The organism is Geodermatophilus sp. SYSU D00758, from assembly GCF_054049955.1.
Genome location: NZ_JBJGYK010000029.1, coordinates 1 through 25746, shown reverse-complemented (window position 1 = coordinate 25746; position 25746 = coordinate 1). Strand labels below are relative to the sequence as shown.

At 77.0% G+C, this 25746-nt stretch carries 29 protein-coding genes; 21 read left to right on the top strand and 8 right to left on the bottom strand.

The annotated features are described in order from the left end of the window. Positions 1-8 precede the first annotated feature (8 nt). The 14 genes from ACI8AC_RS18560 to ACI8AC_RS18495 all read left to right on the top strand — a co-directional run bounded on the left by ACI8AC_RS18560 (position 9) and on the right by ACI8AC_RS18495 (position 12592). Entirely contained in the window at positions 9-2093 is a 2085-nt protein-coding gene (locus ACI8AC_RS18560) for a putative cobaltochelatase (RefSeq protein ID WP_456899311.1), read from the top strand. 2 nt (positions 2094-2095) lie between these two features. Then, positions 2096-2710 (top strand): cob(I)yrinic acid a,c-diamide adenosyltransferase, encoded by a 615-nt coding sequence (cobO, locus tag ACI8AC_RS18555; RefSeq protein WP_456899310.1) that lies wholly within the window; start codon positions 2096-2098, stop codon positions 2708-2710. After that, on the top strand, positions 2707-4101 hold the full coding sequence (locus tag ACI8AC_RS18550) for a cobyrinate a,c-diamide synthase (protein ID WP_456899309.1): 1395 nt from the start codon (positions 2707-2709) through the stop codon (positions 4099-4101). Before cobO ends, ACI8AC_RS18550 begins: the two co-directional genes overlap by 4 nt. Then, positions 4088-4783, top strand: coding sequence for an energy-coupling factor ABC transporter permease (locus tag ACI8AC_RS18545; RefSeq protein ID WP_456899308.1), 696 nt, complete (start codon positions 4088-4090; stop codon positions 4781-4783). The genes ACI8AC_RS18550 and ACI8AC_RS18545 overlap by 14 nt, the downstream gene beginning before the upstream one ends. Further along, entirely contained in the window at positions 4780-5088 is a 309-nt protein-coding gene (locus ACI8AC_RS18540; protein WP_456899307.1) for an energy-coupling factor ABC transporter substrate-binding protein, read from the top strand. Before ACI8AC_RS18545 ends, ACI8AC_RS18540 begins: the two co-directional genes overlap by 4 nt. Beyond that, positions 5085-5822, top strand: coding sequence for a cobalt ECF transporter T component CbiQ (cbiQ, locus tag ACI8AC_RS18535; protein ID WP_456899306.1), 738 nt, complete (start codon positions 5085-5087; stop codon positions 5820-5822). Before ACI8AC_RS18540 ends, cbiQ begins: the two co-directional genes overlap by 4 nt. Next, positions 5819-6664: an energy-coupling factor ABC transporter ATP-binding protein gene (locus tag ACI8AC_RS18530; protein WP_456899305.1), complete on the top strand. Its 846-nt coding sequence runs from the start codon at positions 5819-5821 to the stop codon at positions 6662-6664. The genes cbiQ and ACI8AC_RS18530 overlap by 4 nt, the downstream gene beginning before the upstream one ends. Continuing rightward, positions 6661-7005 (top strand): cobalamin biosynthesis protein, encoded by a 345-nt coding sequence (locus tag ACI8AC_RS18525; protein WP_456899304.1) that lies wholly within the window; start codon positions 6661-6663, stop codon positions 7003-7005. Before ACI8AC_RS18530 ends, ACI8AC_RS18525 begins: the two co-directional genes overlap by 4 nt. Beyond that, positions 7002-8075: an Rv2231c family pyridoxal phosphate-dependent protein CobC gene (gene cobC, locus ACI8AC_RS18520; protein ID WP_456899303.1), complete on the top strand. Its 1074-nt coding sequence runs from the start codon at positions 7002-7004 to the stop codon at positions 8073-8075. The genes ACI8AC_RS18525 and cobC overlap by 4 nt, the downstream gene beginning before the upstream one ends. Further along, entirely contained in the window at positions 8072-9166 is a 1095-nt protein-coding gene (gene cobT / locus ACI8AC_RS18515; protein WP_456899344.1) for a nicotinate-nucleotide--dimethylbenzimidazole phosphoribosyltransferase, read from the top strand. The genes cobC and cobT overlap by 4 nt, the downstream gene beginning before the upstream one ends. A gap of 11 nt (positions 9167-9177) precedes the next feature. Further along, a complete protein-coding gene (gene cobA, locus ACI8AC_RS18510; RefSeq protein ID WP_456899302.1) occupies positions 9178-10431 on the top strand; it encodes a uroporphyrinogen-III C-methyltransferase in 1254 nt (417 codons plus the stop codon). Positions 10432-10542: 111 nt separating this feature from the next. Beyond that, positions 10543-11460: an ABC transporter ATP-binding protein gene (locus ACI8AC_RS18505; RefSeq protein WP_456899301.1), complete on the top strand. Its 918-nt coding sequence runs from the start codon at positions 10543-10545 to the stop codon at positions 11458-11460. After that, positions 11457-12317 (top strand): ABC transporter permease, encoded by an 861-nt coding sequence (locus tag ACI8AC_RS18500; RefSeq protein ID WP_456899300.1) that lies wholly within the window; start codon positions 11457-11459, stop codon positions 12315-12317. The genes ACI8AC_RS18505 and ACI8AC_RS18500 overlap by 4 nt, the downstream gene beginning before the upstream one ends. Further along, entirely contained in the window at positions 12314-12592 is a 279-nt protein-coding gene (locus tag ACI8AC_RS18495; protein WP_456899299.1) for a helix-turn-helix transcriptional regulator, read from the top strand. The genes ACI8AC_RS18500 and ACI8AC_RS18495 overlap by 4 nt, the downstream gene beginning before the upstream one ends. Positions 12593-12715: 123 nt before the next feature. Here ACI8AC_RS18495 and ygiD read toward each other — a convergent pair whose 3' ends face one another. Continuing rightward, entirely contained in the window at positions 12716-13558 is an 843-nt protein-coding gene (gene ygiD, locus ACI8AC_RS18490; protein ID WP_456899343.1) for a 4,5-DOPA-extradiol-dioxygenase, read from the bottom strand. Between the two features lie 98 nt (positions 13559-13656). Beyond that, positions 13657-14127: a redox-sensitive transcriptional activator SoxR gene (soxR, locus tag ACI8AC_RS18485; RefSeq protein WP_456899298.1), complete on the bottom strand. Its 471-nt coding sequence runs from the start codon at positions 14125-14127 to the stop codon at positions 13657-13659. A 46-nt stretch (positions 14128-14173) separates the two neighbouring features. Here soxR and ACI8AC_RS18480 point away from each other — a divergent pair, with 46 nt between their 5' ends. Beyond that, a complete protein-coding gene (locus ACI8AC_RS18480) occupies positions 14174-14899 on the top strand; it encodes an SDR family NAD(P)-dependent oxidoreductase (RefSeq protein ID WP_456899297.1) in 726 nt (241 codons plus the stop codon). After that, positions 14896-15918, top strand: coding sequence for an S-adenosylmethionine:tRNA ribosyltransferase-isomerase (locus ACI8AC_RS18475; RefSeq protein ID WP_456899296.1), 1023 nt, complete (start codon positions 14896-14898; stop codon positions 15916-15918). Before ACI8AC_RS18480 ends, ACI8AC_RS18475 begins: the two co-directional genes overlap by 4 nt. 21 nt (positions 15919-15939) lie before the next feature. Here ACI8AC_RS18475 and ACI8AC_RS18470 read toward each other — a convergent pair whose 3' ends face one another. Next, positions 15940-16647, bottom strand: coding sequence for a (2Fe-2S)-binding protein (locus ACI8AC_RS18470; RefSeq protein WP_456899295.1), 708 nt, complete (start codon positions 16645-16647; stop codon positions 15940-15942). A gap of 128 nt (positions 16648-16775) precedes the next feature. Here ACI8AC_RS18470 and acs point away from each other — a divergent pair, with 128 nt between their 5' ends. The 3 genes from acs (at position 16776) to ACI8AC_RS18455 (ending at position 20335) form a co-directional block, all read left to right on the top strand. Continuing rightward, entirely contained in the window at positions 16776-18728 is a 1953-nt protein-coding gene (gene acs / locus ACI8AC_RS18465) for an acetate--CoA ligase (protein ID WP_456899294.1), read from the top strand. Positions 18729-18880: 152 nt separating this feature from the next. Further along, complete coding sequence (locus ACI8AC_RS18460) at positions 18881-19384, top strand: phage holin family protein (RefSeq protein WP_456899293.1); 504 nt, start codon at positions 18881-18883, stop codon at positions 19382-19384. 21 nt (positions 19385-19405) lie between these two features. Next, on the top strand, positions 19406-20335 hold the full coding sequence (locus ACI8AC_RS18455; protein WP_456899292.1) for an alpha/beta fold hydrolase: 930 nt from the start codon (positions 19406-19408) through the stop codon (positions 20333-20335). Between the two features lie 159 nt (positions 20336-20494). Here ACI8AC_RS18455 and ACI8AC_RS18450 read toward each other — a convergent pair whose 3' ends face one another. Genes ACI8AC_RS18450 through nth form a run of 5 tightly spaced genes read right to left on the bottom strand, consistent with a single transcriptional unit; the run spans position 20495 to position 24278 of the window. Further along, a complete protein-coding gene (locus tag ACI8AC_RS18450; RefSeq protein ID WP_456899291.1) occupies positions 20495-21676 on the bottom strand; it encodes a MarP family serine protease in 1182 nt (393 codons plus the stop codon). 10 nt (positions 21677-21686) lie between these two features. Then, complete coding sequence (locus ACI8AC_RS18445) at positions 21687-22148, bottom strand: cupredoxin domain-containing protein (protein WP_456899290.1); 462 nt, start codon at positions 22146-22148, stop codon at positions 21687-21689. Continuing rightward, the gene (locus tag ACI8AC_RS18440; RefSeq protein WP_456899289.1) at positions 22145-22900 is read right to left on the bottom strand and encodes an NUDIX hydrolase; all 756 of its coding nucleotides are present in this window, start codon (positions 22898-22900) and stop codon (positions 22145-22147) included. The genes ACI8AC_RS18445 and ACI8AC_RS18440 overlap by 4 nt, the downstream gene beginning before the upstream one ends. Further along, positions 22897-23487, bottom strand: a complete 591-nt coding sequence (locus ACI8AC_RS18435; protein ID WP_456899288.1) for a TlpA family protein disulfide reductase — start codon at positions 23485-23487, stop codon at positions 22897-22899. Before ACI8AC_RS18435 ends, ACI8AC_RS18440 begins: the two co-directional genes overlap by 4 nt. Beyond that, positions 23484-24278, bottom strand: coding sequence for an endonuclease III (gene nth / locus ACI8AC_RS18430; RefSeq protein WP_456899287.1), 795 nt, complete (start codon positions 24276-24278; stop codon positions 23484-23486). Before nth ends, ACI8AC_RS18435 begins: the two co-directional genes overlap by 4 nt. 154 nt (positions 24279-24432) lie before the next feature. Here nth and ACI8AC_RS18425 point away from each other — a divergent pair, with 154 nt between their 5' ends. Continuing rightward, positions 24433-24672, top strand: coding sequence for a hypothetical protein (locus tag ACI8AC_RS18425; RefSeq protein ID WP_456899286.1), 240 nt, complete (start codon positions 24433-24435; stop codon positions 24670-24672). Between the two features lie 184 nt (positions 24673-24856). Beyond that, a complete protein-coding gene (locus tag ACI8AC_RS18420; protein WP_456899285.1) occupies positions 24857-25531 on the top strand; it encodes a Crp/Fnr family transcriptional regulator in 675 nt (224 codons plus the stop codon). The last annotated feature ends 215 nt before the right edge of the window (positions 25532-25746 follow it).

Genomic DNA, 25746 nt, shown 5'->3' with positions numbered 1-25746 from the left:
TGGATCGGGTGACCTATCCCTTCGGCGCGGTCGTCGGCATGGACGACCTGCGGCTGGCGCTGCTGCTCAACGCGGTCTCCCCCGCCGTCGGCGGCGTCCTGGTGCGCGGCGAGAAGGGGACGGCGAAGTCGACGACGGTGCGCGCGCTGGCCGCCGTCCTGCCCCCGGTCGACGTCGTCCCCGGCTGCCGGTTCGCCTGCGACCCCGCCGCTCCCGACCCCACCTGCCCCGACGGCCCGCACGACGCCGGCGCCGGGGGCACCCGCCGCCCGGCGCGGCTGGTCGAGCTCCCGGTCGGTGCGAGCGAGGACCGCGTCGTCGGGTCGCTGGACCTCGAGCGGGCGCTCACCGAGGGGGTGAAGGCCTTCGAGCCGGGGCTGCTGGCGGCCGCGCACCGCGGCGTCCTGTACGTCGACGAGGTCAACCTGCTGCACGACCACCTCGTCGACCTGCTGCTCGACGCCGCCGCCCTGGGCACCGCCTACGTCGAGCGCGAGGGGGTGTCGGTCCGGCACGCGGCCCGGTTCCTCCTGGTGGGGACGATGAACCCCGAGGAGGGCGAGCTCCGCCCCCAGCTGCTCGACCGGTTCGGCCTCACCGTCGAGGTCGCCGCCCCCCGCGACCCCGGGGTCCGCGCCGAGGTGGTCCGGCGGCGGTTCGCCTTCGACGCCGACCCGGCCGGCTTCGCCGCGGCGTGGGCGGCCGACGAGTCGGCCCTCGCCGCGCGGATCGCCACGGCGCGGGCGCGGCTGCCGCACGTGGTCCTCGGCGACGGCGCGCTGCGCCAGGTGACGGCGGTGTGCGCCGCCTTCGACGTGGACGGGCTGCGCGCGGACCTGGTCACCGCGCGGGCGGCCGTCGCGCACGCCGCGTGGTCCGGCCGCGACGAGGTCACCGAGGACGACGTGCGGGTCGCCGCCCGGCTGGCCCTCCCCCACCGCCGCCGGCGCAACCCCTTCGACGCGCCCGGCCTGGACGACGAGACCCTCGAGCAGGCGCTCACCGACGCCCGCCCCGACGACGACCCGCCTCCCCCGGGGGGCGGGCCGGAGAACCCGGACGGCGGCGGCCCGGACGGCGGGCCCGGCACGGGCATAGGAAGCAGTTCCCACGGATCCGGCGTCGATACGGGGGAAGAGCTTCCTGTGCCCGGGGACGGCGCCGGGTCGGGGGCGCCGGGGGACGGCGAGGGTGCGGGCGGGCCGACGACCGCCCCGCGCGGCGAGGGGGGCGGGTACACCGAGGCCGCGCCGGCACCCGAGCGCGCCGCGGTCGCGCCGTCCGACCCGTTCCGCACCCGTCGGCTCGAGGTGCCCGGCATCGGCGCCGGCGCGGCCGGCCGCCGCTCGCGGGCCCGCTCCGAGCGCGGCCGCGTGGTCGGCTCGACCCGCCCGGCCGGCACCGTGGCGAAGCTGCACCTCGTCGACACCGTGCTCGCCGCCGCCCCCCACCAGGTCGCCCGCGGGCACACCGGCCCCGGCCTGCGGATCGCCCGCGAGGACCTGCGCCAGGCCACCCTCGAGGGCCGCGAGGGCAACCTCGTGCTCTTCGTCGTCGACGCCAGCGGCTCCATGGGGTCGCGGGCGCGGATGGCCGCCGTGAAGGGCGCCGTCCTCTCGCTCCTGCTCGACGCCTACCAGCGGCGGGACAAGGTCGGCCTGGTCACCTTCCGCGGCACCGGCGCCGACCTGGCGCTGCCGCCCACCTGGTCGGTGGAGGCCGCGGCGACCCGGCTGCGCGAGCTCCCCACGGGCGGCCGCACCCCGCTGGCCGCGGGCCTGCTCAGGGCCCACGACACCCTCCGCGTCGAGCGGCTGCGCGACCCGCGGCGCCGGCCGCTGCTGGTGGTCGTCACCGACGGCCGGGCCACCGGCGCGCGCGGCGGCGACCACGTCGGGGAGGCCCACCGCGCCGCCGGGCTGCTGGCCGCGGCCGGGACGGCGGCGGTGGTGGTGGACTGCGAGTCCGGCCCGGTGCGGCTGGGGCTGGCCGCCCGGCTCGGGTCGGCTCTCGGCGCGCGGACGCTGCGCCTCGAGGACCTGGCCGCCGAGGCGCTCGCGGCGACCGTCCGCAGCGCACGGGAGGCGGCCTAGCCATGCCGAAGGGCCAGGTCACCGCGGTCCCGGACGACGGGCTGACCACGCGGGCGCGGCGCAACCAGCCCCTGCTGGCCGTGCACACCGGCGAGATGAAGGGCAAGTCCACCGCCGCCTTCGGCATGGCGATGCGCGCGTGGAACCAGGGCTGGCCGATCGCGGTCTACCAGTTCGTCAAGAGCGCGAAGTGGAGGGTCGGCGAGGAGACCGCGCTGACCGCGCTCGGCCGGCTGCACGAGCAGACCGGGGAGGGCGGCCCCGTCGTCTGGCACAAGATGGGCAGCGGCTGGAGCTGGTCGCGCCGGCAGGGCACCGAGGTCGACCACGCCGCCGACGCCGCGGAGGGCTGGGCCCAGGTCAAGCGCGACCTCGCCGCCGAAGCGCACCGCTTCTACGTGCTCGACGAGTTCACCTACCCCCTGAAGTGGGGCTGGGTGGACGTCGACGACGTGGTGGACGCGCTGGTGCACCGGCCGGGGACCCAGCACGTGGTGATCACCGGCCGGGACGCGCCGGCGGAGCTCGTCGCCGCCGCCGACCTCGTCGTCGAGATGACCAAGGTGAAGCACCCGATGGACGCCGGCCGCAAGGGCCAGCGGGGGATCGAGTGGTGAGCCCGGGCGGGCGGGTGCCGCGGATCGTGGTCGCCGCCCCCACAAGCAACGCGGGCAAGACGTCGGTCGCCACCGGCCTGGTCGCCGCGCTCACCGGCCGGGGGCTGACCGTCTCCCCGCACAAGGTCGGCCCCGACTACATCGACCCGGGGTACGCCGGGCTGGCCGCCGGGCGCCCGGGCCGCAACCTCGACCCGGTCCTGGTCGGCGAGCAGCGGGTGGTCCCGCTGTTCCTGCACGGGGCCCGCGGGGCGGACGTCGCCGTCGTGGAGGGGGTCATGGGCCTGTTCGACGGCGCCACCCGGCCGGGCCTGGAACCGGGGTTCGCCTCCACCGCGCACGTGGCCCGGCTGCTGCGCGCGCCGGTCGTGCTCGTCGTCGACGCGAGCGCGCAGGCGCAGAGCGTCGCCGCGCTGGTGCACGGCTTCGCCACCTACGACCCGACCGTGCGGATCGGCGGCGTCGTGCTCAACCGGGTCGGCAGCGACCGGCACGAGGAGATCCTCCGGGACGCGCTCGGCGGCTCCGGGGTGCCCGTGCTCGGCGCGGTCCGCCGGCTCGCCGAGCTGGGGACGCCGTCCCGCCACCTGGGGCTGGTGCCCGCGGCCGAGCGCTCGGCCGAGGCGCTGGCGACCGTCGGCCGGCTCGGGGAGGTGGTGGCCGGCGCGGTCGACCTGGACGCCGTCCTGCGCCTGGCCCGCTCGACCCCCGACCTGGCCGCCGTGCCGTGGGACCCCGCCGCCGAGGTCACCCCGGTTCCGGGCCGGCCGCGGGTCGCCGTGGCCGGCGGCGCGGCCTTCACCTTCGGCTACGCGGAGAACGCCGAGCTGCTCGAGGCCGCCGGGGCGGAGGTCGTGCCCGTGGACCCGCTGCGCGACGAGGCGCTGCCCGGGGGCACCGCCGGGCTGGTGGTCGGCGGCGGGTTCCCCGAGGTGCACGCCGAGCAGCTCTCCGCGAACACCCCGCTGCGCGCGGAGGTGGCCGCGCTGGCCGCGCGCGGCGGTGCCGTGGCCGCCGAGTGCGCCGGGCTGCTCTACCTCGCCCGCAGCCTCGAGGGCCTGCCGATGTGCGGCGTCCTGGACACCGAGGCGGTCATGTCCCCGCGGCTGACCCTCGGCTACCGCGAGGCCGTGGCGCTCACCGGCTCGGTGCTGGCCCCGGCCGGCACCCGGGTGCACGGCCACGAGTTCCACCGCACCGCGGCCACCCCCGGCGCCGGGGCCACGCCGGCGTGGCGGTGGGCCGGCGCGGAGCCGGAGGGCTTCGTCACCGGCCGGGTGCACGCCTCCTACCTGCACCTGCACTGGGCCGGCAGCCCCGCGCTCGCCGAGCGCTTCGTCACCGCCTGCACCACCGCTGATCGAGGGGGACACGCCCGTGCACATCGCTGAGGGTTTCCTGCCGGCCGGGCACGCGATCGGCTGGACGCTCGCCGCCGCGCCGTTCGTGGCGCACGGCGCCCGGGCCGTGGTGAGGGAGGTGCGCGAGAACCCGGAGTCCACGCTGCTGCTCGGCGCGGCCGGCGCGTTCACCTTCGTGCTGAGCGCCGTCAAGCTGCCGTCGGTCACCGGCAGCTCCAGCCACCCGACCGGCACCGGCCCCGGCGCGATCCTGTTCCGGCCACCGGTGATGGCGCTGCTGGGCACCGTCGTCCTGCTCTTCCAGGCGCTGCTGCTCGCGCACGGCGGGCTGACCACGCTGGGCGCCAACGCGTTCGCCTTCGCGGTGGTCGGTCCGTGGGTCGGCTACGGCGTCTACCGCCTGACCCGCGCGGCCGGCGCCGGGCTCCTGCCGGCGGTCTTCGCCGGCGTCGCCCTGGCCGACCTGGCCACCTACGTCACGACGTCGCTGCAGCTGGCGCTGGCCTTCCCCGACGCGAGCACCGGGTTCGCCGGTGCGCTGGCCAAGTTCCTCGGCGTCTTCGCCGTCACGCAGGTCCCCCTGGCCGTCGGCGAGGGCCTGCTCGGCGTGCTGCTGTTCCGGGTGCTCACCGTCAACGCCCGGCCCGAGCTCGAGCGGCTCGGCATCCTGGAGCCGGCTCCCGCCCCCGCGACCACCGGAGGTGCCGCGTGAAGCGCCGCGCGCTCGTCAACGCCCTGATCGTCGTCGCCGTGGTCGCGCTGTTCGCCGTCCCGCTGCTGGTCGACGGCGGCACCTCCGGGTACGGCGGCACCGACGCCGCCGTCACCGAGGAGCTCGAGGCCGACGGCTACACGCCCTGGTTCGACTCGGTCTTCAGCCCGGCCGGCGAGGTCGAGTCCGGCCTGTTCGCGCTGCAGGCCGCGCTCGGCGGCGGGGTGCTCGGCTACGTGCTGGGTCGGCTGCGCGGCCGCCGGGGGACGGCCCCCGCGAGCACCCCGGCGGCCGATCCCCGGTGAACGGGCTGGCGGTCGACGACGCGGCCTGGCGCAGCGCCTGGCGCGGGCGTCCACCCGGCGACAAGCTGCTGCTCTGCGCCGGCCTCGTCGTCTGCGCACTGCTGCTCCCCGCGTGGCCGGGCAGCCTGCTGGTCGCACTCACCGCCGTCGGTCTCGCGCTGGGCCCGGCACGGGTCCCGGCGCGCACCTTCGGCCGGGCGGTGCGCTGGCCGCTGGCCTTCATCGGGGTCGGCGCGCTCACCGCGGTGGTCTCGGTCGGCGACGGCGGGATCGGCTGGGCGCCGGACGCCGCCGCGCGGGCCGGGTCGCTCGTCGGCCACGCGGTGGCCGGCAGCGCCGCCGTGCTGCTGCTGGCGACCACCACCCCGATGTCGGACCTCCTGCCCGCGCTGCGCCGGCTGCAGGTGCCCGCGGCGGTCGTCGAGGTGGCGGGCGTGACCTACCGGCTGCTGTTCGTCCTGCTGGAGAGCCTGCACACCATCCGGGAGGCGCAGACGGCGCGGATGGGCTGGTCCTCGCCGCGCCGCTCCTACCGCTCGGCCGGGCTGCTCGCCGCGGGGGTGCTCACCCGGTCCTGGGACCGCGCCCGCCGGCTGCAGGAGGGCCTGGCCGGGCGGGGCATGGAGGCCGAGCTGCGCGTGCTGCCCGAGGTCCTGCCGTCGTCGCGGCTGTTCCGGGCCGCCGCGATCGGCGGTCCGGCCGCGATCGCGGTGACCACCCTGGCCGTCGCATGAGCCACCGGACGCTGACCGCCCAGGGGCTGGTCGCCGGGTACGAGCAGGGCGCCCGGGTGCTCGACGGCGCCTCGCTCACCGTCCCCGCGGGCCGCCGCCTGGCGCTGCTGGGCGCCAACGGCTCCGGCAAGACCACGCTGCTGCGCTGCCTGTCCGGCGCGCTGCGCCCGACCGCCGGCACGGTCGCGGTGGACGGCGCCCGGCTGGAGCACACCCGCCGCGGGCTGCGCGCGCACCGGCAGGAGGTCCAGCTGGTGCTGCAGGACCCCGACGACCAGCTGTTCAGCGCCTCGGTGGCGCAGGACGTCTCCTTCGGCCCGCTCAACCTGGGCCTGCCCGAGGAGGCGGTGCGCGAACGGGTGGCCGAGGCGCTGGCGCTGCTCGGCGTCGGCCACCTGGCCGGCCGGCCCACCCACCGGCTCTCCTACGGCGAGCGCAAGCGGGTGGCCATCGCCGGGGCGGTGGCGATGCGGCCCTGCGTGCTGCTGCTCGACGAGCCCACCGCCGGGCTGGACCCCTCCGCGGTCGCCGAGGCACTGGCCGCCCTCGCCCGGTTGCAGACCTCCGGGTCGACGGTGGTGATGAGCACCCACGACGTGGACCTGGCGCTGCGCTGGGCCGACGAGGTCGCCGTCGTCGTCGACCGGGCCGTGGTGCAGGGCCCGCCGGCCGCCGTGCTGGCCGACGACGCACTGCTCGCCCGCGCCCGCCTGGACCGGCCGTGGGCGCTGACCGTCGGAGCCCGCCTGCGCGCCCTGGGCCTGCTGCCGGAGGGGGCGCTGCCCCGGGACGCCGACGAGCTGCTGGCCGCCCTCCCCGAGCACCCGGGCGTGACCGCGTGACCGTCGTCGGGATCGGCGCCCGGCCCGGGGTCGGCGCGGAGGAGGTGCTCGCCGCGGTGGACGCCGTCCTGCCCGCGGGGTCCACCGCCGTACGGCTGGCGACCCTCGACACCCGCGCCGCCGAGGCCGGGCTGGCCGCGGCGGCCGCCACCCGGGGGTGGCCGCTCACCGGGTACCCCGCCGCCGCGCTCGCCGCCGTCCCGGTCCCGACCCCGTCGGCGCGGGTGGCCGCGGCCGTCGGCACGCCGTCGGTCGCCGAGGCCGCAGCGCTGCTCGGCGGCGGGCGGCTGCTCGTCCCCCGGACGGTCGTCGGCCGGGTCACCGTGGCGGTCAGCGGATGAGCGACCTCTGCCACCACGGGGACGCCGAGCTCGCGCCCGGGCTGGTGGACCTCGCCGTCAACGTCCGCGCCGGTACCCCGCCGCCGTGGCTGCGCGCCGTCCTGTCGGCCACGCTCGACGACGTCGCCGCCTACCCCGACGCCCGCCCGGCCCGCGCCGCGGTCGCCGCCGCGCACGGCCGCCCGCCGGAGGAGGTGCTGCCCACCGCCGGGGCCGCCGAGGCGTTCACCCTGGTCGCCCGGGCCCTGCGGCCGCGCCGGGCGGTCGTCGTCCACCCGTCGTTCACCGAGCCGGAGGCGGCGCTGCGCGCCGCCGGGCACCCGGTGGAGCGGCTGCTGCTGGCCCCGCCGGCGTACCGGCTCGACCCCGCCGCGGTGCCCGCGGAGGCCGACCTGGTGGTGCTCGGCAACCCGACCAACCCCACCTCGGTGCTGCACCCGCGCACGGACGTCGCCGCGCTGGCCCGGCCCGGGCGGGTGCTGCTGGTCGACGAGGCGTTCGCCGACACCGTGCCCGGCGAGCCCGCCTCCCTGGCCGGGCGGCGCGACCTGCCCGGCCTGCTGGTGGTGCGCAGCCTGACCAAGACGTGGGGCCTGGCCGGGCTGCGGGTCGGGTACGCCCTCGGCCCCCCGGACCTGGTGGCCGCCCTCGCCGCCGCCCAGCCGCACTGGCCGTTGGCCGGCCCGGCCCTGGCGGCGCTCACCGCCTGCACCACGCCCGCCGCGCGCGCCGAGGCCGAGGCCGCCGCCCGCGACCTGACCGGGCACCGGGCCGCGCTGCTGGCGGCGCTGCCGCCCGGCGTCGAGGTCCTCGGGACGCCGCGCTCGTCCTTCGTGCTGCTCCGGGTGCCGGGGGGCGAGCGGGTCCGCACCGCCCTGCGGGAGCGCGGGTGGGCGGTCCGCCGCGGGGACACCTTCCCCGGGCTGTCGGCCGACCACCTGAGGGTGGCGGTCCGGGCCCCGGAGACCTCCCGTGCGTTCGCCGCGACCCTCACTGGGATCCTGGGTGGCGCAGCTGTCCCGGCACCGGCGCCGCGGGCCCGTCCCGCCGTTCCCGAGGAGATCCGCTGAGCCGCCCTCCCGCCCCGTTCCCCGGCACGCTCCTGGGCGAGACGATCGCCGCCGTCCGCCCCCGCGACGCGGCCGCCGAGCAGGCCGCCCGCGAACGGCTGGACCGCATGACCAAGCCGCCGGGGTCGCTCGGCGTGCTGGAGGACGTCGCCGCGCAGCTGGCCGGCACCGCCGGCACCTGCCCGCCGCCGCTGCCCGCACCGGCCGCGGTCGCGGTCTTCGCCGCCGACCACGGGGTGCACGCCCAGGGGGTGACCCCCTGGCCGCAGGAGGTCACCGCCCAGATGGTGGCCAACTTCGCCCGCGGCGGTGCGGTCGTCAACGCGCTCGCCGCGCAGCTCGGCGCCGAGGTGGTGGTCGTCGACGTCGGCGTGGCCACCCCCTACGCGCTCGAGCCCGGCCCGGCGCTGCTGTCCCGCAAGGTCCGGTCGGGCACCGCCGACCTGGCCGTCGGCCCCGCCATGACCCTCGACGAGGCCCGCCGGGCCGTCGAGGTGGGCATCGAGGTGGCGACCGGGCTGGCCGCCGGGCACGGCTGCCTCGTGACCGGTGACATGGGCATCACGAACACGACCGCCTCGGCGGTCCTGGTCTGCGCCTTCACCGGTGCCGACCCCGCCGCCGCCACCGGGCGGGGCACCGGGGTGGACGACCCGACCCTGGCCCGCAAGGTCGCCGTCGTGGCCCGGGCGGCCGCCCGCGTGCCGGAGCGGCCGGCGACCCCGGAGGCGGCCCTGGCCGCGCTCGCCGAGGTCGGGGGGCTGGAGCACGCCGCGCTGGCCGGCTTCGTGCTCGGTGCCGCCGCCGCCCGCATCCCGGTGCTGCTGGACGGCGTCATCGCCGGCTCGGCCGCCCTGGTCGCGGCCGCGCTGTGCCCGGTGGCGCTCGACCACGCGCTGGCCGGCCACCTCTCCGCCGAGCCGGGCGCCACCGTGGCGCTGCGTGCCCTGGGCCTGCGCCCGCTGCTGGGCCTGGACCTGCGCCTGGGCGAGGGCACCGGCGCGCTGCTGGCGCTGCCGCTGGTCGCCGGCGCGGCCCGGGCGCTGCGCGACGTCGCGACGTTCGACTCGGCCGGCGTGACCGAGAAGTGAACGCGACGTCGGTGGACCCCGGCAGCGGCGTGGTCTACCCGGTGGGGCTGCGGCTGCTCGACCGGCGGGTGGTCGTCGTCGGCGGCGGCCAGGTGGCCCACCGCCGGGTGGCCGGGCTGCTCGAGGCCCGGGCGCGGGTGACCGTGGTCAGCCCCGAGGTCACCCCGGCCCTGGAGGCCCTCGTCGGGCCGGGCGCGGTGACCTGGGTGCGCCGGGGCTACGAGACCGGTGACCTGGACGGCGCGTGGTACGCCGTCGCCGCCACCGACGACCCGGCCGTGAACGCCGCGGTCGCCGCGGAGGCCGAGCGGTCCCGGGTCTTCTGCGCCCGCGCCGACGACCGGTCGGCCTCCAGCGTCTGGACTCCCGCCGTCGGACGGCAGGGCGACCTGGTCGTGGGCGTGCACGGCGGCGGGGACCCGCAGCGGGCCGTCGGCGTCCGGGACGCGGTGCTGGCCGGGCTCACCGACGGCAGCATCCGCGACCGCGCCGCCCGCGAGCCCGAGGGGGGCCGGCCGGGCGGCGTCGTCCTCGTCGGCGGCGGGCCGGGCGACCCCGGGCTGATCACCGTCCGCGGCCAGCAGGCCGTCGCGCAGGCCGACGTCGTGGTCGCCGACCACCTGGCGCCGCAGGGGCTGCTCGCCGCGCTGCCGCCCGAGGTGGAGGTCATCGACGCCTCCAAGCTCCCCCGCGGCCGGTTCATGGCGCAGGAGCAGATCAACGGGCTGCTGGTGGAGCACGCCCGCGCCGGCCGGCGGGTGGTCCGGCTCAAGGGCGGCGACCCGTTCGTGTTCGGCCGCGGCATGGAGGAGCTGGAGGCCTGCGTGGCCGCCGGCGTGCCGGTCGAGGTGGTGCCGGGGGTGACCAGCGCCATCGGCGTCCCGGCACTGGCCGGCATCCCGGTCACCCACCGCGGCCTGACCCACGAGTTCGTGGTCGTCTCCGGCCACGTGCCCCCGGGCCACCCCGCCTCCCTGGTCGACTGGGCGGCCCTGGGCCGGCTGCGCGGCACGCTGGTCGTCCTCATGGGCGTGGACACCGCGCCGGCGATCGCCGCGGCCCTCGTCGAGCACGGCAGGCTGCCGGACACCCCCGTCGCGGTGGTGGCCGACGGCTCGACCCCCAGCCAGCACGTCGTGCGGACGACGCTGTCCGGGCTGGCGCGCACGCTGGCCGACGAGGGGATCCGGCCCCCCGCCGTGTGGGTGGTCGGGGAGGTCGTGGGCCTCACCGCCGGGCTCCCCCGCCCTCCGGGCCGGGCGTAGGCACCGAGAGGGGCTGCTGCGGCCGGTCCGGCGCCGCCGGAGAAAGCAGTTGTGCGCTCGATGTAGCACTCCTACTATCCCGACACCTGGAACGATCCCGGTGGAGGGGCCATGGGCGAGCCGGTCGTGTCGGTCCGCGGGTTGCGGATGACCTACGGGGCGCAGGAGGTGCTCACCGGCGTCGACCTGGACGTCGCGGCGGGCGAGGTCGTCTGCCTGCTGGGCCCCAACGGCGCGGGCAAGACGACGACGATCGAGGTCCTCGAGGGCTTCCGGCTGCCGTCGGCCGGGGAGGTGCGCGTCCTCGGCGAGGTCCCGGCGACCGCGGGGGACGCCTGGCGGGCCCGCGTGGGCGTCGTGCTGCAGTCGTGGCGGGACCACGCCCGGTGGACGCCGCGCCGGCTGCTGGCGAGCCTGGGCGGCTACTTCCTGCCCTACTCGACGCCGGAGCACCCACGGCCCCACGACGTGGACCGGCTGCTCGACGTCGTCGGCCTCGCCGAGCACGCCGACCGCAAGATCGGCACGCTCTCCGGCGGTCAGCGCCGGCGGCTGGACGTGGCCGTGGGGATCATCGGCCGGCCGGAGCTGCTCTTCCTCGACGAGCCCACCGCCGGCTTCGACCCGCAGGCGCGGCGGGACTTCCACGACCTGGTGCACCGGCTCTCGGACCTGGAGGGCACGACGATCCTGCTCACCACCCACGACCTCGGGGAGGCGGAGAAGCTCGCCGACCGCATCCTCATCCTGACCGGCGGGCGGATCGTGGCCGACGGCAGCGCCGACGAGCTCGCCCGCCAGGTCGCCGGGACCGCCGAGGTGCGCTGGGCCTGCGGCCGGGAACGGTTCGTGCACGCCACCGACGACGCCGTGGCCTTCGTCCGCGGGCTGGTCGCCCAGCACGGCGACGAGCTCACCGACCTCGAGGTGCGCAAGGCCGGCCTGGAGGACACCTACCTGGCGATGGTGCAGCGCTTCGAGGCCGGCGACCGCACCGCCGCCCCGGCCCTGCTGGAGGTGGCGCGGTGAACGCCACCCGGCACGCCGTCGTCCTGGGCCTGCGCCGGGGCTGGACGGAGTTCGAGCTCAGCCTGCGCAGCCCCCAGGACCAGGGCTTCTACCTGTTCATGGGCGGCGCCACGCTGCTCTACCTGTGGTTCAACCGCGACGGCGAGATCACCGGCGCGGGCATGACGATCCCGCTGGTCGCCTACTCGCTGCCGAGCATCCTCGCCGCGCTGTTGGCCTTCGGGGTCATCATCGGGCCCGCCTACGCCCTGGCGATGGAGCGCGAGGACGGCACGCTGCTGCGGCACAAGGCGCTGCCGCACGGCATGCAGGGCTACGTGACCGGCCAGCTGCTCTACCACTCCCTCGGGTTGCTGCCCATGCTGCTGGTCATCCTCGTGCCCGGCTTCCTGCTCTTCGACGGGGTCATGGAGCGCGGCGCCGGGGGCTGGCTGACCGTCACCTGGGTGGTCCTGCTGGGCCTGCTGGCCACCCTCCCGCTGGGGATGGTGCTGGGCTCGGTGGTGCCCAGCGTCCAGAAGGTCGGCAGCTGGGGGATGCTGCCGGTCGTCGTGCTGACCGTCATCTCGGGGATCTTCTTCCCGATCCAGGCCCTGTGGGGGTGGGTGCAGGCGGTCGCGCAGGTCTTCCCGACCTACTGGATCGGGCTGGGGATGCGCTCGGCGTTCCTCCCCGACGCCGCCGCGGCGGTCGAGCTCGGCGGGTCGTGGCGCACCCTGCCGACCGTGCTCGTGCTGCTCGCGTGGGCCGTCGCCGGACTGCTGGTGACCCCCGCGGTGCTCCGGCGGATGGCCCGGAAGCAGTCCGGGTCGCAGGTGGCGGCGGCGCGGGACGCGGCGGCGCAGTGGGTCCGGTGAGCGGCGAGCGCGCCGGCGACGCCGTCCACAACCGGATCGCGCTGCTCCGCGCCGAGCAGGGGGTCACCCGACGCGAGCTGGCCGACGCCCTGGGCGTGCACTACCAGACCGTCGGCTACCTGGAGCGCGGCGAGTACAACCCCAGCCTGCACCTGGCGCTGCGCATCGCGGAGTTCTTCGGGGTCCCGGTGGAGGTGGTCTTCTCGACCCGCCCCTTCCCCCGCATCAGCGACGCCGGCCGGCCGCCGGTGGACCCACCCGCGGCAGCCGGCTGACCCCTGCCCCGCTGCCCCGCCGCCCCGGCCCCCCTCGCGTCGCGAGCCCGGTGACGTGCCGGAACGGCCCCCTTCCAGGGCCCCGCCATGAGCGTGCGAAGGGTGCGGAGGAAGGGGGTCCTCTCAGATGTTGGCGCCGTCCGGGGGTGGCTCGTCGGGCAGCGGGGCGGCGAAGCCGGGGCCGTCCGAGCGCGGCGGGTCCATCCCGACGGTGAAGGCGGCCATCGACAGGGAGCCGTAGGTGTAGCCGTTGACCAGGACGTCGGCGGTCGTCCCGGTGGCCCCGGCCATCCCGGCGACGTAGAGCAGCGGCAGGAAGTGGTCCGGCGTCGGCACCGCCAGGTCGAAGTCCCGGTGCCCGTCGAGCCGGCCGACGGCCGTGGGGTCCTCGAGCATGAGCCGGGTGGCGGCCTCGTCGAAGCGGCGGGCCCAGTCGAAACCGGCGTCGGGCATCGCCCGGCTCACGCCGGCGAGGTTGTGGACGACGTTGCCGCTGCCGATCACCAGCACGCCGTCCTCGCGCAGGGGCGTCAGCGCCGCACCGAGCTGCAGGTGGTAGTCGAACGGCTTGAGCGCGTTGATCGACAGCTGCACCACCGGGATGTCGGCCTCCGGGAAGGCGTGCACCAGCACCGACCAGGTGCCGTGGTCGATGCCCCAGCTGTCGAGGTCGGCACCCACCCAGGTCGGGCTGACGAGGTCGGCGACCTCCTCGTGCAGCCCGGGCAGGCCGGGGGCCTCGTAGCGGACGTCGAAGAGCTCCCGCGGGAAGCCGAAGAAGTCGTGGATGGTGCGCGGCCGGGGCATCGTCGTGACGGCGGTCGCGTGCACGTACCAGTGCGCGGAGACCACGAGGATCGCCCGGGGTCGCGGTACCGACCGGCCGAAGGCCCGCCACGCCTCGGTGTACCGGTTGCGCTCCAGGGCGTTCATCGGGTTGCCGTGCCCGATGAACGCGGCCGGCATGACGCTCACGGACCCGCTCCCCTCCTCGACGCCGGACCGATCATCGCCGAGCCGCGGCACCGGTGCGAGACCCGTCCGGCCGGTTCCCCCGGCCGGGGTCACCCGGCGTTGGACGTGGGCGGCACCCGCCGCAGCGCCGGCGACAGCCACCGCGCACCCGGCCCCTGCGCCGCAGCGGCGTCCCCGGGGTTGGAGAGCGCGCAGCGGGTCAGCGACAGGCAACCGCAGCCGATGCAGGAGGTCAACCCGTCGCGCAGCTGCTGCAGCGCCGCGATCTGCTCGTCGAGGCGCGCCCGCCAGCCCTCCGACAGCCGGGCCCAGTCCCGGGCCGAGGGGGTGCGCCCCTCGGGGAGGGTGTCGAGGGCGGCCCGGATCTCCGGCAGCGTCAGCCCGACGTTCTGGGCCGCCCGGACGAAGGCCAGCCGGCGCAGCACGCTGCGCGGGAAGCGCCGGGCGCCGCCCGGTGTGCGCGTGGCGGTGACCAGCCCGACCGCCTCGTAGTGGCGCACCGCGGACGGCGCCAGCCCCGCCCGCTCGGCCACCTGCCCGATGCTCAGCAGCTCCGCCACGACGACCCCTTGACTTCAAGTGCACTTGAGGTCCGACGGTACTCCCATGGAGAACCCCACCGCCCTCGTCACCGGCGCCTCCCGCGGTCTCGGCGCCGCCCTCGCCTCCGCCCTCTCCGGGCGTGGCTGGCGCCTGGTCCTCGACGCCCGGGACGCCGACCGCCTCGCGGCCACCGCCGCCGCGCTCCCCCGGCCGGACCTCGTCACCGCCGTCCCCGGCGACGTGGCCGACGCCGCGCACCGGGCCGCGCTCGCGGCCGCGGCCGGGGACCGCCTCGACCTGCTCGTCAACAACGCCTCCGACCTCGGCCCGGTCCCGCTGCCCGGGCTGGCCGACCTCTCCCCCGACCGGCTGACCCGCCTGCTCGCCGTCAACACCGTCGCGCCGCTGGCCCTCGTGCAGGCGGTCCTCCCGGCGCTCGAGCGGGCCGGCGGCCGGGTGCTCGACGTCAGCAGCGACGCCGCCGTCGAGGCCTACCCCGGCTGGGGCGGCTACGGGGCGTCCAAGGCCGCGCTGGACCGGCTGACCGCCGTCCTCGCGGTGGAGCACCCCGCGCTGCGCTGGTACGCCGTCGACCCCGGCGACATGGACACCGACATGCACCGCGCGGCCGACCCGGGCGCCACCGGCCTGCCGGCACCGGAGGCCGTCGTCCCGGCGCTGCTGCGCCTGGTGGACGGCGACCTGCCCGGCGGCCGCTACCGCGCGGCCGACCTCGCGGCGGACCTGGTGGACGGCGCCGCCGCGGCGATCGCGGGGGCCGGGCGGTGACCGCCGTCCTGCCGCCGGGCCCTGCGGCCACCACCCCGGCGGAGGACCGCGGGCTGGCCCGGGACGGGGTGCGGCTGCTGGTCGCCCGGCCGGACCGGCTCACCCCCGCCACCTTCCGCGACCTGCCCGACCACCTGGAACCCGGCGACCTGGTGGTCGTCAACACCTCCGCCACGCTGCCCGCGCGGCTCGACGTGCACAGGGCCGACGGCACCGGAGCACCGCTGCACGTCTCGACCTGGCTGGACGACGGCGACTGGGTGGTCGAGCTGCGGCGTCCCGGCAACGACGGCCCCGACCGCGGCGTAGAGCCCGGCACCGTGCTGGCGCTCCCGGGCGGCGTCCGGCTGCGGCTGCGGGCCGGCTTCCCCGACCCGGGGCGGCCGACCCGGCTGTGGCGGGCCCACCCCGAGCCCGCCGTCCCGCTCCCCGGCTACCTGCACCGGTACGGCTCCCCCGTGCGCTACGGCTACCTGCGCCGGCCGGTTCCGCTGGCCGCGGCGCAGAACGTCTACGCCACCGAGCCGGGCAGCGCGGAGAACGCCAGCGCGGGACGGCCGTTCACCGGGCGCCTGCTGGTCCGGCTCATGGCCCGCGGTGTGCCGGTCGTGCCGGTCACCCTGCACGCCGGGGTCTCCAGCCCCGAGCTGCACGAACCCCCGGCGCCGGAGCGGTTCCGCGTGCCCGAGGTCACCGCCCGGCTGGTGCGGGCCACGCGGGAGGCGGGCGGGCGGGTCGTCGCCGTCGGCACCACGGTCACCCGGGCGCTGGAGTCCGCCACCGGCGAGGACGGCGTCCTCCGCGCCGCGACCGGCTGGACCGACCTCGTGCTCGGCCCCGAGCGCCCCGCGCGGGTGGTCAGCGGCCTGGTCACCGGCCTGCACGCCCCCGACGCCAGCCACCTGCTGCTCCTGCAGGCGGTCGCCGGCCGGGCGCTGGTCGAGCGGGCCTACGCCGCGGTGTCCGGGGGCGGCTGGCTGTGGCACGAGTACGGCGACACGATGCTCTTCCTGCCGTGAACCGCCCCCGCGGGCGGCCGGTCAGCGCATCCGCTCGGCGGTGTCCTCGAGGAGCACCCGCCGGTGCGCGGCCGGCCGGCGCGGGCAGGAGGTGCACAGCGGCTCGGGCGGCAACCGGTACAGCCGGCAGCAGGAGACCCGGTCGGTGAAGCGGGCACCGGCGACGTCGACGAAGCGCGGGGCGGGCATGGGCGGCCCGACGGCGGCCACCAGCGGCGCGGCGAGCGCGCTGGCCCTGCCGACGTCCCCCAGCGCCCGCCCGAGGGCCAGCAGCCGGTTGGCCACCGAGTCGGTCGCGACCGCCCACAGCGGGCGCGGCCGCAGCCCGCCCACCGCGGCGACGGTGTCGATGACCGCCGCCAGGCTCTCCCGCATCTCGGTAGGAAGGTCCTCCCCCGGCGCGGCGGCGGCCGCCGCCACCGGCGCGCCGCCGGCCAGCAGGGCCAGGGTGGTGTCGGCCAGCCGCGCCGACAGCGGCCGGCCGGTCACCAGCCCCGCCAGCGCCGGGGTGAGCAGCACGGAGGAGGCCGAGTACCACCACACGGTGGCCAGCGCCCGCCGGTCGTCGCTGGCGTACCGCACCCCCAGCTCCCCGACCCGCCGGGTGGTCCACGCCGGGTCGGCCAGCACCGTCGCGGGGACCGCCTCCGCGGAGGGGGGCGGCAGCAGCCCGAGCGCGGCCGCGCCCGGCACCCGCGCGGCCACCGCCGCCTGCTCGTCGACCCGCACGGCCCCAGTGTGGCCGGGGCGCTGCACGGACGTTGTCGGGGGCAGACGCAGGAGCGCCCGGGACCCTACGGTGTGGCCGGGAGCACGCTGCGTCGTCCACCGGCGGCGCCGAGACGGGAGGTACCCCAGTGAGCGAGTCGACCGAGGTCGCGGGCCGCCGGTTCGCACCACCGGAGGAGCTGGCCGCGCAGGCCAACGTCGGTCCCGACGTCTACGAGGAGGCCGCCCGCGACCGGCTCGCCTTCTGGGCCCGGCAGGCCGAGCGGCTCACCTGGGAGCAGAAGTGGGACGAGGTCCTCGACTGGAGCAACCCGCCGTTCGCCAAGTGGTTCGTCGGCGGGAAGCTCAACGTCGCCTACAACTGCGTGGACCGGCACGTCGAGTCCGGCCACGGCGACCAGGTCGCCTACCACTGGGAGGGCGAGCCCGGCGACCGGCGGAGCATCACCTACGCCCAGCTCAAGGACGAGGTCTGCAAGGCCGCCAACGCGCTGGTCGAGCTCGGCGTGCAGGCCGGTGACCGGGTCGCCATCTACATGCCGATGATCCCCGAGACGGTGATCGCGATGCTGGCCTGCGCCCGCATCGGCGCCGTCCACATGGTGGTCTTCGGCGGCTTCTCCGCCGACGCCCTGGCCAGCCGGCTCGACGACTCCGGCGCCGTCCTGGTCATCACCTCCGACGGCGGCTACCGCCGCGGCGCGCCGTCGGCGCTCAAGCCGGCGGTCGACGACGCCGTCGGCCGCGGCGGCGCCGTCCGCAACGTCGTGGTGGTGCGCCGCACCGAGCAGGACGTCGAGTGGACCGAGGGCCGCGACCTCTGGTGGGACGACGTGGTCGGCCGGCAGTCGGCCGAGCACACGCCCGAGGCCTTCGACGCCGAGCACCCGCTCTACATCATGTACACCTCGGGGACGACGGCGAAGCCCAAGGGGATCCTGCACACCAGCGGCGGGTACCTGACCCAGGTCAGCTTCACCCACTGGGCCAGCTTCGACCTCAAGGCCGACACCGACGTCTTCTGGACCGCCGCCGACGTCGGCTGGGTGACCGGCCACAGCTACATCGTCTACGGCCCGCTCTCCAACCGGGCCACCTCGGTGATGTACGAGGGGACGCCGGAGACCCCCCACCGCGGCCGCTGGTGGGAGATCGTCCAGCGGTACGGGGTCACCCTCCTCTACACCGCGCCCACCGTGATCCGGACCTTCATGAAGTGGGGGGAGGACATCCCGGCCGGGTTCGACCTGTCCAGCCTGCGGCTGCTGGGGTCGGTCGGCGAGCCGATCAACCCCGAGGCCTGGCTCTGGTACCACCGCAACATCGGCGGGGGCCGCTGCCCGATCGTGGACACCTGGTGGCAGACCGAGACCGGCGCGCACATGATCAACCCGCTGCCGGGCGTCACCACGCTGGTGCCCGGCTCGGCGCAGCACCCCCTGCCGGGCATCTCGGCGAAGGTGGTCGACGACGAGGGCAACGACCTCGGTGACGACTCCACCGGCCTGCTGGTGCTCACCGAGCCGTGGCCGTCGATGCTGCGCACCATCTGGGGCGACGACCAGCGCTACGTCGACACCTACTGGTCGCGGTTCGCCGAGAAGGGGTTCTACTTCGCCGGGGACGGCGCCAAGAAGGACGCCGACGGCAACATCTGGCTGCTCGGCCGGGTGGACGACGTCATGAACGTCTCCGGGCACCGCATCTCCACGACCGAGGTCGAGTCCTCGCTCGTCGCGCACCCGGCGGTGGCCGAGGCGGCGGTGGTCGGCGCCAGCGACCCGACCACCGGGCAGGGCATCGTGGCCTTCGTGATCCTCCGCGGTGACGCGGTCGACTCCGGCGAGGACCTGGTCAAGGACCTGCGGCAGCACGTCCGCAAGGACATCGGCCCGATCGCCAGCCCGCGGCAGATCATGGTCGTGCAGGAGCTGCCCAAGACCCGGTCGGGCAAGATCATGCGCCGGCTGCTGCGGGACGTCGCGGAGAACCGCGAGCTGGGTGACGTCACCACGCTCACCGACTCCTCGGTCATGAACCTGATCAAGGACAAGCTGCCGGCGTCGTCCTCGGAGGACTGAGAGGGGACCCCGCGGGCGGAGTGGGAGGGCGCGGAGGGCGCGTCCCTCCCACTCCGCTCGGGGGACGCCGGGACGCGCGCTCGCTGATCATGGGGGACGATCCAACCGAGTTCCCGGCGCCGCCGGTGACCGAGCCCCCAGGAGGTGCCCCCGTGGCCCACAGCGCATCGACGAACCCGCCCCAGGTCCGGCACGCCGGCACGGAGGAGCCGTCGATCGGGACGCTGGTGCAGAGCGCCATGGCCGACGTCTCGACCCTGATCCGCAGCGAGGTCGAGCTGGCCAAGGCCGAGATGACCTCCTCGGCGAAGAAGGCCGGGATCGGCGCGGGGGCCTTCGGGGCGGCGGGGGTGGTGCTGGCGTTCTCGGTGTTCTTCATCGGCATCGCGCTGGCCGAGTTCCTGACCTGGCTGGGCCTGATCCGGTGGGTGTCCTACCTGATCGTCTGGGCGCTGTTCCTGGTCGTCGCGGCGATCGCCGCGCTCATCGGGCGGCGGCAGATCAAGAAGATCGACAAGCCGGAGCGCACGCTGGAGACGCTGCGGGAGCTGCCCTCGGTGATGCACCGGGAGGCCCCGGGTGCCCGGCGCCGCGAGGTGCCGACGGTGACCAACGGCCGGGTGCAGCTGCGCGGCAGCGACAACTACACCGTCTGACCGGCCGGGGAGCCGCGCCCGGTGACCGCCGTCGAGGAGGGGCCGCCGGACGCGACGAGCGTCCTGCTGCCCGGTCCGTGGACCCACCGCGACCTGTCGGCCAACGGCGTGCGCCTGCACGTGGCGGAGGCCGGCGAGGGGCCGCTGGTCCTGCTGCTGCACGGGTTCCCGCAGTTCTGGTGGGCCTGGCGGGCCCAGCTGCCGGCCCTGGCCGCCGCCGGGTTCCGCGCCGTCGCCCCCGACCTGCGTGGTTACGGGGCCAGCGACAAGCCGCCGCGGGGCTACGATCTGCCCACGGCGGCCGCCGACGTCGCCGCGCTGGTGCGCGCGCTGGGCGAGGAGGACGCCGTCCTCGTCGGGCACGACTGGGGCGGGCTGGTGGCCTGGTCGGTCGCCGCCCTGCACCCGCGCAGCGTCCGGCGGCTGGTCGTCGTCTCCATGGCCCACCCCCGGCGGCTGCGGGCCGCCCTGTCCGATCGCGCCCAGCGCCGGGCACTGCGCTACGTGCTGGGCTCGCAGCTGCCCCGGCTGCCCGAGCGGCGGCTCACCCGCACCGATGACGACCCGGTCGCCGACCTCATGCGGCGGTGGGCCGGCCCGGCGTGGACCGGCACCGGGGACTTCGCCGAGGCGGTGGCGCGCTACCGCTCGGCCGCCCGCATCCCGCAGGCCGCCTACGGCTCGATGGAGTACTTCCGCTGGGCGGGCCGGTCGCAGATCCGCCCGGACGGGTGGCGTTACGCCCGCCGGATGGCGGCGCCGGTCACCGCCCCGACCCTGCAGCTGCACGGCGCGCTGGACCCGTGCGTGCTGCCGGGTTCGGCCCGCGGTTCGGGGCGCTACGTGGCCGGCGCCTACGAGTGGCGCGAGCTCGACGGGGTGGGGCACTTCCCGCCGGAGGAGGCGCCCGGGGCGGTCAGCGCCGCCGTCGCCGACTGGGCCGCCGGCTGAGACACCCCTGCGGCCCCGCTGCAGGGCCCCGCGCCGAGCCCGGTGACCTGCTGGGACGGCCCCGCTGCAGGGCCCCGCGCCGAGCCCGGTGACCTGCTGGAACGGCCCCGTCCGGAGGCTCACCGCGAGCCTGCGAGCGGTGAGGAGGACGGGGTCCTTCTACTCGCAGGAGCCGGTGCCGACCTCGGCGGTCGCCGTCGTCCCGGCGACGCGGGCGGCCTCCACCTCCTCGGCGGTGAGCGCGTAGCCGGTCAGCGGGTCGTCGATGGCCGAGGCGAACACGACGCCGAGCAGGTGCCCCTCGGCGTCGAGCAGCGGCCCGCCGGAGTTGCCCGCCCGGACCTCGCCGTAGAGGGCGTAGACGTCACGCTGCACGGTCGTGGTGTTGCGGAAGTCGGGGCCGCTGATCTCCCCGCGGTCGCGCACCCGGGCGGGTCCGACGAAGAGGCCACCGCCGCCGGGGTAGCCCATGATGATCGCGTCGGCGTTCTCGTCGACCGGCGCGTCGGCCCAGGTCAGCGGCACCTGGGGCAGCCCGGGGACGGCGAGGACGGCGATGTCGGTGGCCTCGTCGACGTAGACCGGCACCGCGTCGTACTCGCTGCCTTCCGCCTGGACGACCGGGTCGGTCACGCCGGCCAGCACGTGGGCGTTGGTCATCACCCGCTGCGGGGCGAAGACGAACCCGGAGCCGTCGATCTGGCGGGAGCAGGAGGGTGCCACGCCGGTGATCTTCACCACCGAGCCCTCGACGGCGTCGACGACGGGGCTGTCGATGAGCGTCGGGTCGGGCGGGGGGACGTCGTTGACCTGCGTGGGGGTCAGCGGGTCGAGGACGTCGGGCAGGCCCCGGCGGTCGATCGCCTCCCGCAGCGAGTCGTACACCGTCCGGACGCCGTCGGGCACCGTGCGGTCCACCGCCTGCACCAGCGAGGACTGGCGCACCTGGCCGGCCACCTGGGGGAACGGCGCGCTGGCCAGGGGGGTGGCCACCATCCAGGCGACGAGCAGGACGGCGGCCGCGGAGAGCACCGCACCGGCGACGGCGTCCACCAGCGCGGCCGGCTCCCAGGTGACCCGCCGCCGCACCGCCCGGCCCACCGCCCCGGCCAGGAGCTGGCCGAGCAGGGCACCGGCCAGCACCACGACGAGCGCGACGAACACCCGGGTGACCGCCGACCCGTCGACCTGGTCGGCGATCGGCCCGGAGAGCTGCGCGCCGAGCACCGCACCGCCGAAGAACCCGAAGAAGGACGTCGCGGAGACGATCAGGCCCTGGCGGAACCCCGACAGGGCGAACACGAGGGCGAGCACGATCAGGACGAGGTCGACGACGGACACGGCAGGGACCTCAGCCCGTGACCGTCATGGTGCCGACCTGGTCGAGCTGGATGTGGAAGGTGCACTCGAACGGGTAGTCGCCGGGCGCGGTGACCTCGAACTCGATGGTGCGGCTCTCCCCCGCCGCCAGCAGCGGGATCTCCTCGTCGATCGGCGCCGGGCCGGTGCCCGGGGTGAACCGGAAGTTGTGGACCATCTGCTCGGCCACGTTGGTCACCGTCAGCCGGACCCGGCCGGGAGCCACCGTGAACGTGTCCGGGGTGAAGACGTAGTCGTCCTGGGTCTGCAGCGTGACCTCCTGCACCCCGTCGGGGGCGGTGGTCACCGTGCCCGCCCCGGGGGCGGTGGTGGACGCCGCCGTCCCGGGGGTCGCGGGTGCGTCGGCGCCGCACCCCGCCAGCACGAGGCCGGCTCCCAGGAGCACCCCGGCGACCGCGGCACCGCCACGTCGCCCCGTCAGCCGTCCGGTCATCGCTCGGGAACGGTACGTGACGGCGGCCCGTCGGGGGGCGGGTCGGCGACCGTCGGCGCGGCGGCCTCCTCCTCCTCGGCGGTGTCCCGGGTGCCGGGCAGCTGCGGCAGGCGGACCCCCAACGCGGGCAGCGGCCGGACGTCGCCGGCGTCCCACGGCCGGGCGAGGCCGGCGGCCTCCAGGACGGCGTCGAGCAGCCCGGCGGTGAAGCCCCAGACGACCATGCCGGCCACCCCGAAGGCCGGGCCCACGTAGCCGGAGGGGTGCCGGGCGCGGAACCGGTTGGCCGGGTCGGCGAGGTCGGCGAGGGGCACGCGGGCGACGCGGGCGACCTCGCGCGGGTCGCCCACGGTGACGTCGCGGGGGTCGTCCCACCACGCCACGACGGGGACGACGAGGTTGTCCGACGGCCCGAGGAACAGCTCGGGCAGCGTCGTCAGCACCCGGACGCCGTCCGGGTCGACGCCGGCCTCCTCCTCGGCCTCCCGGAGCGCGGTGCCGACCGGGTAGTCGTCGCCGGGGTCGGCGCCGCCGCCGGGGAAGGCCGGCTGACCGGCGTGGGTGCGCAGGTGGGCGGCCTTCTCGATGAGCAGGACGTCGGCACCGCGCGGGCCCTCGCCGAACAGCACGAGCACCGCCGAGCGCCGCGCGGTGGCGGTGGGCCGCGGCATCCGGTGCCGCAGCGGGAGGTCCGCGGCCCGGGCCACGAGCCGGTGCAGGTACTCGGGCAGCCCGTCGCCCGGTGCGGTCACAGCTGCACGCCCAGGTGCTCGGCGACCAGGTCGCGCAGCTCCTCGTAGGAGCGGACCGGGCGCAGCTGCAGGTGCGCCACCGAGCCGTCGGCCCGCAGGAAGTAGGTGTAGGGCAGACCGCGCAACCCCTGCTCGACGGCCAGGTCGCCCTGCGCGTCGACGGCGGTGGGCATGGTGATGCCGGCGTCGGCGGCGAAGGCGCGGCCGTTCTCCGCGGGGTCCTGGCTGACCAGGCCCAGCACGCGCAACCGGTCCCCGCCGGCGTCGGCGAGCTGCTGCACGACGGGCAGCTCCTCCCGGCACGGCCCGCACCAGCTGGCCCAGAGGTTCACCACCGTGGGCAGGCCCTGCGCCCGGCCCAGGTCGAGCTCCCCGCCGGCCAGGCAGTCGAAGGAGAGGTCGGCGAGCACCTCACCGCCGGAGGCCGGCTCGTCCGGCTGCTCCGGGCAGGGGGTGGTGGTGTCGACGACCTCCGGGGGTGACGACGGCGCCGCGGCCGCTCCCCCGCCGTCCGTGCTGCCGCCGGTACCGCAGCCGGCCAGCGCGGCCGCGAGCAGGAGGGCCGCCGCGGCCCGCGGCGCCCTCACTCGGTGTCCGAGGCGGCCGGGCTCTTGACCAGCTTCGCCGCCAGTTCCGGGTCCGTCGGCCCGATGCCGAAGGACGGGCACCACCGCGCGAGGCCGCAGGCGCCGCAGGCCGCCTTCTTGGCGTGGCACACGCGCCGGCCGTGGAAGATCACGCGGTGGCTGAACATGGTCCAGTCGCGCTTGGGGACCAGCAGGGCGACCTCGGCCTCGACCTTGACGGGGTCCTCCTCCTCGGTCCACCCGAAGCGGCGGACCAGCCGGCCGAAGTGCGTGTCGACGGTCAGCCCGGGGACGCCGAAGGCGTTGCCGAGGACGACGTTGGCGGTCTTGCGCCCCACGCCGGGGAGCGTGACGAGGTCGGCCATGCGCCCGGGCACCTCCCCGTCGAAGCGCTCGACCAGCGCCTGCGCCAGGCCGAGCACCGAGTTCGCCTTGGCCCGGAAGAAGCCGGTCGGCTTGAGGATCGCCTCCAGCTCGGCGCGGTCGGCCCCGGCAAGGGCGACGGCGTCGGGGGAGCGCGCGAACAGCGCCGGCGTCACCTTGTTGACCGTCTTGTCGGTGGTCTGCGCCGACAGGACGGTGGCCACCAGCAGCTCGAAGGCGTTGGTGAAGTCCAGCTCGCAGTGCGCGTCCGGGTGGATCTCGGCCAGCTCGCGCGCCATGCGGCGGGCGCGGCGGGTCCGCGCCAGCGGCGTCTCGTCGGGGTCGAACGGTGCTCCCCCGCGCGCGGCGGCACGGCGGGCGGCGGCGGTGCGCGGCGGGACGGGGCGGGCGTAGGCCGGCGAGGACACGCGGTCGAGGGTAGGCGGATCCACCGACGTCCCCCGGGCCGTGCCATCATCGGCGACCGTCGAGCGCTGCGGCGCCGATGCGGGCGTCGTCCCCCGGCCACCGGGTACACAGGTGCGTACCGCCTGCCGCCGACGAGGACCGAGAGGAGCTGCCGTGGTCTCCCTCGTCGTCATCCTCTTCCCACCCCTGCTCATCGCCTTCCTGCTGGTCATGGAGCGCGTCGAGGAGCCGCTGCGCCGGCCGACCGGCCAGCGGGAGGTGGCCGAGTTCCTGTCGACCGCCACGCCGGGCGAGGTCGACACGCTGGCCCGGTCGGGCATCCGCCGGGCGATGTCCCGCTGGCGGGCACGGCGCCGGTCGCGGGTCCAGCGGGCCCGCCCGCCGGTCGTCTGAGGGAGGACCCGCCGGCCCGGAGCGGGCGGGAGCTCACCCGTCCGGGGTGCGCGGACCTCCCACCGATCGGGTGACGGTCCGCACAGACCCCTAGACTCACCACCGGACGGCGCCGCCCCGGGCGTGCGCCGACGAGGACCCGCCGGTCGTCGGCGAGCCAGGTGGTCGTGCGAGAGGACGCGTAGTGGACGAGGTGCTGGCCCAGTCCGGGCTCTTCCAGGGGCAGTCGGAAGAGGCGGTGCAACCGGTCATCAGCCGTCTGGAGACGCTGACCCTGCCCCGCGGCCGAGTGGTCTTCAACGAGGGCGAGCCCGGCGACAGCCTGTACATCGTCCTCTCGGGCAAGATCAAGCTGTCCCGCCGCTCGCCCGACGGCCGGGAGAACGTGCTCGCCGTCATGGGCCCGTCCGACCAGTTCGGCGAGCTCTCGGTCTTCGACCCCGGCCCCCGCACGGCGACCGCCACCGCGGTGACCGACGTGAAGCTGGCCCGGATGCCGCAGTCGGTCATCCGGCCGTGGATCGAGGCGCACCCCGAGATCGGCGAGCAGCTCCTGCGGGTGCTGGCCCGGCGGCTGCGGCGCACCAACGACTCGGTCGCCGACCTCATCTTCACCGACGTCCCGGGCCGGGTCGCCAAGGCGCTGCTGCAGATGGCCGACCGGTTCGGCAGCCGGGAGGGCGAGGGCCTGCGGGTGAAGCACGACCTCACCCAGGAGGAGCTGGCCCAGCTGGTCGGTGCCTCCCGCGAGACGGTCAACAAGGCGCTGGCCGACTTCGTGCACCGCGGCTGGATCCAGCTCCAGGGCAAGTCGGTCGTCGTCCTCGACGAGGAGCGCCTGCGCCGCCGCGCCCGCTGACACCCCAGCGCTGGACGGCAGCGGCCCGGGACCCGCGTGGTCCCGGGCCGCTGGCGTTCGACGCCCCGGGCCGTGATCGCCGTCATCGGCGGGTCGCCGCGGGACGCGAGGTCGGCGCCCTCACGGCGGGGGGGGGGGGGGGGGGGGGGGGGGGGGGGGGGGGGGGGGGGGGGGGGGGGGGGGGCGGGCGGGGGCGGGCGGCGGCGGCGGCGGGG

What these genes read in the sequence shown, in the direction of transcription:
- ygiD (WP_456899343.1), bottom strand. Translation starts at nt 13,558, where the DNA reads ATGCCGGCCGCGTTCATCGGGCACGGCAACCCGATGAACGCCCTGGAG.
- ACI8AC_RS18445 (WP_456899290.1), bottom strand. Translation starts at nt 22,148, where the DNA reads ATGACCGGACGGCTGACGGGGCGACGTGGCGGTGCCGCGGTCGCCGGG.
- cobO (WP_456899310.1), top strand. Translation starts at nt 2,096, where the DNA reads ATGCCGAAGGGCCAGGTCACCGCGGTCCCGGACGACGGGCTGACCACG.
- ACI8AC_RS18505 (WP_456899301.1), top strand. Translation starts at nt 10,543, where the DNA reads ATGGGCGAGCCGGTCGTGTCGGTCCGCGGGTTGCGGATGACCTACGGG.
- ACI8AC_RS18480 (WP_456899297.1), top strand. Translation starts at nt 14,174, where the DNA reads ATGGAGAACCCCACCGCCCTCGTCACCGGCGCCTCCCGCGGTCTCGGC.
- ACI8AC_RS18530 (WP_456899305.1), top strand. Translation starts at nt 5,819, where the DNA reads ATGAGCCACCGGACGCTGACCGCCCAGGGGCTGGTCGCCGGGTACGAG.
- cobC (WP_456899303.1), top strand. Translation starts at nt 7,002, where the DNA reads ATGAGCGACCTCTGCCACCACGGGGACGCCGAGCTCGCGCCCGGGCTG.